The organism is Nocardioides sp. (genome assembly GCF_050699375.1).
Lineage (GTDB): Bacteria > Actinomycetota > Actinomycetes > Propionibacteriales > Nocardioidaceae > Nocardioides.
Window position 1 is genome coordinate 1 of the sequence record NZ_JBOHDN010000356.1, and the last position, 8,357, is coordinate 8,357.

At 69.8% G+C, this 8,357-nt stretch carries 10 protein-coding genes and 1 tRNA gene; 4 read left to right on the top strand and 7 right to left on the bottom strand.

The window, feature by feature from the left end; all coding sequences use genetic code 11:
* The coding region (locus ACRDPS_RS23735; protein ID WP_431504136.1) for a response regulator at positions 1-424 on the bottom strand (424 nt) is incomplete at its 3' end.
* Entirely contained in the window at positions 421-1,530 is a 1,110-nt protein-coding gene (locus tag ACRDPS_RS23740; RefSeq protein ID WP_431504137.1) for a sensor histidine kinase, read from the bottom strand. The genes ACRDPS_RS23740 and ACRDPS_RS23735, both read right to left, overlap by 4 nt.
* Positions 1,531-1,701: 171 nt before the next feature.
* Here ACRDPS_RS23740 and ACRDPS_RS23745 point away from each other — a divergent pair, with 171 nt between their 5' ends.
* On the top strand, positions 1,702-2,061 hold the full coding sequence (locus ACRDPS_RS23745; RefSeq protein WP_431504138.1) for a DUF6223 family protein: 360 nt from the start codon (positions 1,702-1,704) through the stop codon (positions 2,059-2,061).
* A gap of 79 nt (positions 2,062-2,140) precedes the next feature.
* On the opposite strand, the gene rlmC is transcribed toward ACRDPS_RS23745, so the two are convergent.
* The 5 genes from rlmC to ACRDPS_RS23770 form a co-directional block, all read right to left on the bottom strand.
* A complete protein-coding gene (gene rlmC, locus ACRDPS_RS23750) occupies positions 2,141-3,262 on the bottom strand; it encodes a 23S rRNA (uracil(747)-C(5))-methyltransferase RlmC (protein WP_431504139.1) in 1,122 nt (373 codons plus the stop codon).
* Between the two features lie 3 nt (positions 3,263-3,265).
* The gene (locus tag ACRDPS_RS23755) at positions 3,266-3,766 is read right to left on the bottom strand and encodes a DUF4190 domain-containing protein (protein WP_431504140.1); all 501 of its coding nucleotides are present in this window, start codon (positions 3,764-3,766) and stop codon (positions 3,266-3,268) included.
* 2 nt (positions 3,767-3,768) lie between these two features.
* Positions 3,769-4,422, bottom strand: coding sequence for a DUF4190 domain-containing protein (locus ACRDPS_RS23760; RefSeq protein ID WP_431504141.1), 654 nt, complete (start codon positions 4,420-4,422; stop codon positions 3,769-3,771).
* Between the two features lie 15 nt (positions 4,423-4,437).
* A complete protein-coding gene (locus ACRDPS_RS23765; RefSeq protein ID WP_431504142.1) occupies positions 4,438-5,502 on the bottom strand; it encodes an adenosine deaminase in 1,065 nt (354 codons plus the stop codon).
* Positions 5,503-5,581: 79 nt separating this feature from the next.
* A complete protein-coding gene (locus ACRDPS_RS23770; protein WP_431504143.1) occupies positions 5,582-6,865 on the bottom strand; it encodes an aminotransferase class I/II-fold pyridoxal phosphate-dependent enzyme in 1,284 nt (427 codons plus the stop codon).
* Positions 6,866-6,992: 127 nt separating this feature from the next.
* Between ACRDPS_RS23770 and ACRDPS_RS23775 the strand changes: the two genes are divergently transcribed.
* The 3 genes from ACRDPS_RS23775 (at position 6,993) to nusG (ending at position 8,321) form a co-directional block, all read left to right on the top strand.
* Positions 6,993-7,065: transfer RNA gene (locus ACRDPS_RS23775), tRNA-Trp, on the top strand.
* 45 nt (positions 7,066-7,110) lie between these two features.
* Positions 7,111-7,356, top strand: a complete 246-nt coding sequence (secE, locus tag ACRDPS_RS23780; protein ID WP_431504144.1) for a preprotein translocase subunit SecE — start codon at positions 7,111-7,113, stop codon at positions 7,354-7,356.
* A 62-nt stretch (positions 7,357-7,418) separates the two neighbouring features.
* The gene (gene nusG, locus ACRDPS_RS23785; RefSeq protein WP_431504145.1) at positions 7,419-8,321 is read left to right on the top strand and encodes a transcription termination/antitermination protein NusG; all 903 of its coding nucleotides are present in this window, start codon (positions 7,419-7,421) and stop codon (positions 8,319-8,321) included.
* Positions 8,322-8,357 lie beyond the last annotated feature (36 nt).

The following is an 8,357-nucleotide window of genomic DNA, read 5'->3' on the forward strand; positions in this document are numbered from 1 at the left end:
GGCTGACGTAGTGGTCGATCATCGCGCGGGTGACCGACGGCGCGAGCAGTGCATCGCCGCGCGCCGCGACCCGGACCGCGTGCACGAAGTCCTCCGGCTGGACGTCCTTGACGAGGAAACCGGCAGCGCCGGCGCGCAGGGCTTCGAGGACGTACTCGTCCATGCCGTAGTTGGTCAGGATCACGACGTGTACGTCGGTCAGCGCAGGGTCGGCGGCGATCCGCCGGGTCGCCTCGAGACCGTCGGCCACCGGCATCTGGATGTCGACCATCGCCACATCGGGCAGGTGCTCGCGGGCGAGCGCGACCGCCTCGATGCCGTCGGCGGCCTCGGCGACCACCTCGATGTCGTCCTCGATGTCGAGGAGGGCCCGGAAACCACTGCGGATGAGCGGCTGGTCGTCGACCAGGAGCACCCGGATCACGACGTACGCTCCACCGGCAGTCGCGCCTCGACCATGAAACCGCCCTCCTCGCGGGGCTCTGCCCGCAGCTGACCTCCGAGCGCGAAGACTCGCTCCCGCATCCCGAGCAGCCCGATGCCGGGGACGGTCGTGGCCGGCGCACCGGTGCCGTTGTCCTCCACCCGGATCCCGAGCGAGTCGGGCCGGTGGTCGATGTGGACCGACGCGGTGGTGGCCGCGGCGTGGCGGGTCACGTTGGTCAGCGCCTCCTGGACGATCCGGTAGGCCGTCCGGCCGACCGCGACCGGCACCGTCCCGGGCTGCCCGTCGAAGGTCAGGGTGACGTCCAGCCCGGTGGACCCGGCCGATCCCACCAGGTCGCGTACATCCTCGAGCCCCCGCGGCGGGTTCGGATCGTCGTCACGGAGCGCCGTCAGCGTGGCCCGCAGCTCGCGGGCCGCCTCGCGCCCGGCCTCCCGGATCGCCAGCAGCGACTCGGGGACCTTCTCGCCACGCCGCTGGGCCACGTGGACGGCGGCCTCGGACTGGACCTTGATGACCGAGATCTGGTGGGTGAGGGAGTCGTGCAGCTCGCGGGCGATGTGGAGGCGCTCGTCGTCGGCCCGGCGCTGGGCTGCGGCCTCCCGGGTGCGCTCGGCCTCGTCGGCACGCCGCTCGGCCTGCCGGAGCGCCTCGCCGGCGGCGCCCGCTGCGATCAGCCAGGCGATCTCCAGGGCCCCGCGCGCCTGCTCGGAGGCGGCGCCGAGGTCGCCCGCGGAGGCGTACGCCACCAGGAACAGCCCGCTCTGCATCACCACTGCGGCCAGCACGGTGACCAGCCGGTGCCCTTCTCGCACGGCCGCGTAGACGGCGACCAGGAACGCGATCACCGCGACGTCGAACCCGAGCGCCTGGAAGGCCAGCCCGCACGCGCCGCAGGCGACCAGTACGACGACCGGTGCCCTGCGCCGGAAGACCAGGACCAGACCGCTCGCGACCAGCGCGGCGTAGCCGAGAAGCTCGTAGCCGGAGCCGGGTTGATCGCCGCTCAGCGCAGCGGCCAGCTGGGCCACGGCCACACCAGCGGCGATGACCCAGTCCCCGACCGTGATCCGCCGCCTGGCCATGCGAGCAGGATATGCCCGGCCACGCCGCCCGCGAGTCCCGCTGGCGTGGGACTTCCGGCTACCACGTACGCAGTAGCGACGGCGCCGAAGAGCCCACGCAGGCAGGACGACTCCGGCGTGCGCCGGCGGGACGATCGAGTCATCAGATCGAACTCGAAAGAAGGAGTCCTCATGTCCCTGAACGACGTGCTCATCGGCGCCGCCGACGTCGGCGCCTACACACTGACCACCGGCCGGCTGTGGGCGACGCTCGCCGCGTTCGTCGGCCTGGCCGGAGCCGTGGCCGGCGCAGCGGCGCTGGCCCGTGCCGTACGCGGCATCGGCAACCGTGGCCGCAACGGCGCCGTGGTGGCGCTCGGTTGCGGCGCGATCGCCCTGGTCGTCGGCGTCGTCAACCTGCTCGTGGCCGACGGCGGACCCGGCACCGGCAACGGCGTGGTTGGCGGCGGGATGGCGATCGTCCTCGGCCTCGTCGCCATAGTCCTGGGCGCCCTCACCCTGCGCAGACCCCGCCGAGGCGGCGCGTCCTGACCGGATCCATCGCCGAGTCGGCGCGTCAGAACGAGCCGACTCGGCCGGATTCTTGGTCAGTTTGTGCCGACTCGGCGGATCATCGGCGTGTCAGAGAGACGAGGACCTCGTGGTGGTCGGTGTTGGGGAACATGTCGAGCAGGCGGGCCGAGACGGGGCGGAGCGAGGGCATGTCGAGCAGGTCGCGGGCGAGGGTGTCGACGTTGCACGAGGAGTAGACGACGTGCTCGACCCCTGACTCCTCCAGCCACCCGGCGAGCGAGGAGCCGATCCCGCGCCGCGGCGGGTTGACGATGACCAGGTCGGGTGCGGAGCCGGCGGAGAGGGCGTACGCAGCGGCATCCCCGGCCACCCAGCTGGTGCCAGGGAGTCCCAGGTCCGCGGCGGTCGAGGCAGCCGCCTCGATGGCCTGCTCGCTGGACTCGACGCCCAGCACCTCCCGCCCGGGCGCGGCGACGTGCAGACCGAAGCCGCCGACGCCGCAGTAGAGGTCCCAGACGGAGGCCGGTGCGGCCGACGTCACCAGGTCGCGGGCATGGCGGTAGAGCGCGGCCGCGACGGAGGTGTTGGTCTGGAAGAACGAGTGCGGGCGCAGCCGGAGCCCGATCCCGTTGACCTCCATCGTGAGCGCCTCGCGGGCGGTCAGGAAGATCTCCTCGGGACCCTCGATGACGGCCTTGTGCTCCGGCTGGATGTTCACCGACGCCACCGCGACCGGCAGCGATTCCAGGAGCGCCGGAAGGTGCTTGCGCAGCCGGGAGAGCGCCTCGGTGGATCGCAGCACCCAGCGCACCATCAGCTCCCCGCCCGGCGCCTCGGTGAGGATCACGTGCTTGAGCTCGCCGTGCCGCTCCGGCACCGAGTAGGGCGTCAGCCGCGCGGTGGTGACGAACCGCGACAGGACCGGTAGCGCGGCCTGCAGCCCCGGTGTGTGCAGGCCGCAGGCCAGCAGGTCCACGCCGAGGCCGTCGTGCGACAGGATCCCCAGGGTCGGCGCCTCGACCGACCCGGCGACGACCATCTTCGCCTTGTTGCGAAAGCCGGCCTCCGGGCTGGAGACCGGTTCCTCCCAGCTCAGGGAGGCGTACGCCTCGAGCGCAGCTGCGACCCGGCGCTGCTTCTGCGCCAGCTGGTCGGCGTACGCCATGTCCAGCCAGCGGCAGGAGCGGCATGCGCCCGAGGTGAAGTACCCGCAGTCCATCCGTCAGATACGGCTGCCCAGCAGCGCGTTGACGCTGTCGAACGTCGTGCTGTCGGTCTCGTTGGCGGCGACGACGATCATCACGATGATGAAGATGATGTAGACGACCCAGAAGAGCATGTAGAGCGCCCCGAAGATCGTCCCGATCAGGCCGGTGATGAATCCCGCCTGAGCGTTGCCGCGCCCGCCGTAGGCGGACGGGTTCGCGTCGATCTCGGACATCACCCGCTTGCCCTTGATCCAGCCGAACGGAGCGATGAAGACGCCGATCCCGCCGCACATGACCGACAGGCACAGTCCGACGATCCCGAGCACCATCGCCGTGTTGGCCTCCGGGTGCGGGGGAGCCTGTGGGAAGCCGTACGGCGCCTGGGCATAGGGCTGGGCATAGGGCTGCGACGTCTGCGGGTAGGACTGCGATCCTTGCGGCGACCATTGCGGAGGCGTGCCGTCATCAGCGGGCTTGCTGAAGTCGGGCGGGTTCTCCGGGGGAGGAGTCGTCATCCTCAGAACTCGCTGTCGTACGGCTCGTAGGACGAGGACGGGTCGTCGAACCCGCCGCTCACGCCGACGACGACGATGCCGACGATGGCGATGATCATCAGGGCCAGGAACACCGTGCCGATGATGCCGAGGATGAAGCCCGCCTGGGCGTTGCCACGACCGCTCAGAGCGCCCGCGGCCGCGTCGATCCGCTTCTTCGCCGACAGGCCCACGAACATCGCGACCGGCGACACGACGAAGCCGATGCCACACAGGAAACCGCCGACGAGTCCGATGATGCCCAGGACCATCGCCGTGGTCGCCCCCGAGTCGGGCTGGCCGACACCGGCGCCGTACGGAGCCTGCCCGCCGTACGGCTGTGCGCCATACCCCGGCTGTGCTCCATAACCCGGCTGTGCTCCATACCCCGGCTGGGTCCCATAGCCGGGCTGGGCGCCGTAGGCAGGCGGCGGAGGCGGCGTGCCGTAGGACGGCGCAGGCGGCTTCTGGTCGAAGGTCGCGCCACCGTACGGGTTGGCCGGCTCCTCACCGGACGTCTGGCCGTGCATCGGCTGGGTCGGGTCGGGTTGCGGAGCCGGACCGGGGGAAGCGGGAGGCGGGGTCGATCCCTCGGCCGGCTTGTTGAGGTCAGGCTGATCGTCGGACGAATTCGTCATGCCCGACATTCTGTCTTAACTCTGCTGCTCCGTGGGATGCGAGGGCGTGTTGATCCAGTCGTCGACCTCGACGAGCAGGGTCTTCTTGGTCGACTCAGGAGCGGTCGACGCGGTGATCGACATCCGCGCCAGGTCGGCGAGAGTCTCGTCGGAGAGCTCATGAGCGGCCCGCATCGTTGCGTACTGCGCAGCCAGACGAGAGCCGAACAGCAACGGGTCATCGGCCCCCAGGGCCACGGTCGCCCCGGCGTCGAGCAGCTGCGGAAGCGGCACAGAGGTCAGGTCGGAGTAGACCCCGAGCGACACGTTGGACGTCGGGCAGACCTCGAGCGCGACGCCCGCGCGCACGATCTCGTCCAGCAGCACCGGGTCCTCAGCAGCACGTACGCCGTGACCCAGCCGAGTCGCGTGCAGCCTGCTCAGCACGGTGCGGATGTGCTCCGGGCCGCGCAGCTCGCCGCCGTGCGGCATCAGTCGCAGTCCCGCCCGCTCGGCGATCCGGAAGGCGTGGTCGAACTCCTCGGTCCGTCCGCGCCGCTCGTCGTTGGAGAGCCCGAACCCGACCACGCCGTGGTCGACGTACTGCCCGGCCAGGCGCGCGAGGATCCGTGCGTCCATCGGGTGCCGGGTGCGGTTGGAGGCGATGATCACCGCGATGCCGAGGCCGGTCTCCCGCTCCGCGTCGGCGACGGCCGAGAGCACCAGGTCGGTGAACGCGGTGATCCCGCCGAACTTCGTCGCATAGCCCGAGGGGTCGACCTGGATCTCGAGCCACCTGCCGCCGTCGCGTACGTCGTCCTCGGCGACCTCCATGACGAGCCGCCGGATGTCCGATTCGGTACGCAGCACCGACCGCGCCACGTCATAGAGCCGCTGGAACCGGAACCAACCCTTCTCGTCGGCCGCGCTCAGCGTCGGCGGCCAGTCCGAGACCAGCTGCTCGGGCAGCCGGATCCCGTCACGGGCGGCCAGCTCGAGCAGGGTCTGGTGGCGCATCGCACCCGTGAAGTGCAGGTGCAGATGCGCCTTCGGCAGCGTGCGAAGGTCGCGTCGGGCATCACTCATGTGGGCAGCACTCACGCGACCGCCTCCGTCGCGCAAGCGCCAGAATACGGACGCGGTCGCGTGATGACCTCTTGGTTCGCTCGCTTACGCTCTCTCACGCGAGCAGCTTCTCCGCGGCGGCCAGCTTCACGCACACCGTGACGACCTGCATCGCCCCGCTGACCTGCTCCAACGGCGGGAAGCTCGGCGCCAGCCGGATGTTGGTGTCCTCGGGGTCGACCTTGCCGGGGAACGCCGACCCGGCAGGGGTCAGCGCGACGCCCGCGCTCTTGGCCAGCTCGATCACCCGGGTGGCGGTGCCGGGGAGCACATCGAGGCTGACGAAGTAGCCGCCGGCGGGCTTGGTCCAGGTCGCGACGCCGAGCGCTCCGAGCTCGTCGGAGAGCGCGTTCTCGACGGCCGCGAACCGCGGCGCGAGCAGCTCGCGGTGCTTGGCCATGTGGTCGCGTACGCCGGCCGCCGAGCCGAAGAACTCCGCGTGTCGCAGGTGGTTGACCTTGTCCGGCCCGATCGCGCCGTGGCTGAGGTGGTCGAGCCACCAGGCGACGTTCTCCTTCGAGCCGCCGAAGAAGCCGACGCCCGCGCCCGCGTAGGTGACCTTGGAGGTCGAGGCGAAGACGAGCGGACGGTGCGGGTTGCCGGCGGCGTTGGCCAGCGAGACGACGTCGGCGGTCTTGGTCTCGGCCGGGGTCAGGTGGTGCAGCGCGTAGGCGTTGTCCCAGAAGATCTTGAAGTCGGGCGCCGCGGTCGGCATCGAGGTGAGCCGCTCGGCGATCTCCTGCGAGGTGGTGTCGCCGGTCGGGTTGGCGTACGTCGGCACCAACCACATGCCCTTGATCGCCGGGTCGTCCTTGACCAGGGCGGCGGTTGCCTCTACGTCGGGTCCGTCGGCGCCCATCGGCACCGTGAGCATCTCGATCCCGAACCACTCCAGCAGCGTGAAGTGCCGGTCGTAGCCAGGCACCGGGCAGACGAACTTCACCGTCTCCTCCCGACCCCACGGGCGCTCGCTGTCCACCCCGCCGTGAAGCCACAGATACATCAGCGTGTCGCGCATCATCGTGAGGCTCGAGGCGCCGCCCGCGATGAGCTGGGCGGGCTCGAGACCGAGGAGCTCGGCATAGATCTCACGGATCTCGATGCCGCCGGCCAGACCGCCGTAGTTGCGGGTGTCGGTGCCGTCCGGGGCCGTCGTCGACTTGGGCAGCTGGAGCAGGCCGTCGGAGAGGTCGAGCTGGTCCGCCGAGGGCTTGCCCCGGGTCAGGTCCAGCTTCAGGCCCTTGGCCACCAGGTTGTCGTACGCCGTGCGCTGCTCCGTTGCGAACGCTTCGAGTTCCTCGCGCGAGAGCTCGGCGAGGGGACGGGGGTGAGAGGTCATGCCAGCAATCCTATGGGTCACGGGTGCCCAGTTTGGAACGTGTTAACCCGAGTGCGTAGACTCACCGGCGGTGGTCTTCCCACATGGTTAGTTGCGCCCTCAACGCGCCGCTGATGCAGACCTCCGTAGGGCACTAGCTCAACTGGCAGAGCATCGGTCTCCAAAACCGAAGGTTGGGGGTTCAAGTCCCTCGTGCCCTGCAAAGCCGGACCAGCGATGGAAACGTTTCGAGAGAAGGTGACGGCGTGACGGACAGCAAGGCAGTCCCGACTCCGAACGAGAAGAAGACGGAGAAGCGCACCAGTCTCCCGACCTTCTACCGTCAGGTCGTGGCCGAGCTCCGCAAGGTCGTGTGGCCGACGCAGCAGCAGCTCACGACGTACTTCATCGTGGTCCTGGTCTTCGTCCTGGTCATGATGGCGATCACCGCGGGCCTTGACCTCGGGTTCGGCAAGTTGATGTTCTGGGTGTTCGGCGGCCGCGACGCGTGATCGCGTGGGCCCCGGCCCGCGGAGCACACCCGAAATACACATTCAACGGTTTGGAGCAGCACGTGTCTGAGCAGGACTACACCGAGGAGACCGAGGTCCTCGAGACGGCCGATGCCGCCGCCGACGTTCCTGCCGAGGCTGCGCCCGAAGAGGTTGCACCCGAGGACGCCGCTGAGGCCGAAGACAGCGAAGAGGCCGCCGAGGGCGAAGAGGCCGCCGAGGGCGAGGAGGCCGTCGACGGCGAAGAGGCCGTCGATAGCGAAGAGGCCGTCGATAGCGAAGAGTCCTTCGACGAGATCGTCGAGGGCGAGGCCCCCGAGGCTGCCGAGGACGACCCGCTGGAGGCGTTCCGCCGCGAGCTGTGGGCGAAGCCGGGCGACTGGTTCGTCATCCACACCTACTCCGGCATGGAGAACCGGGTGAAGTCCAACCTGGAGAACCGCATCGTCTCCCTCAACATGGAGGACTACATCCACGAGATCGTGGTCCCCACCGAAGAGGTCCCGGAGATCAAGAACGGCCAGCGCAAGATGGTCAAGCGCACCGTTCTCCCGGGTTACGTGCTGGTTCGGATGGATCTCACCGACGAGTCCTGGGCCGCCGTACGCCACACCCCGTCGGTCACCGGCTTCGTCGGCCACAGCCACCAGCCGGTGCCGCTGTCGATGACCGAGGTCGAGAACATGCTCGCCCCCGCCGTCGTCGCCCAGGCCGAGGCCGAGGCTGCCGCCGCCGGTGAGGCCGCCACCTCGAGCTCCGGTGCCACCGGCACCGCCAAGAAGCCCGTCGAGGTCGTCGACTTCGCAGAGGGCGACTCGGTCACCGTCGTCGACGGTCCGTTCGCCACCCTGCACGCCACGATCACCGAGCTCAACGCCGAGTCCCAGCGTGTCAAGGCGCTCGTCGAGATCTTCGGCCGCGAGACCCCCGTCGAGCTCTCCTTCAACCAGATCGAGAAGGTTTGAGCCTGCGACCCTGCGAGCGAAGCGAGCAGGGTCGCA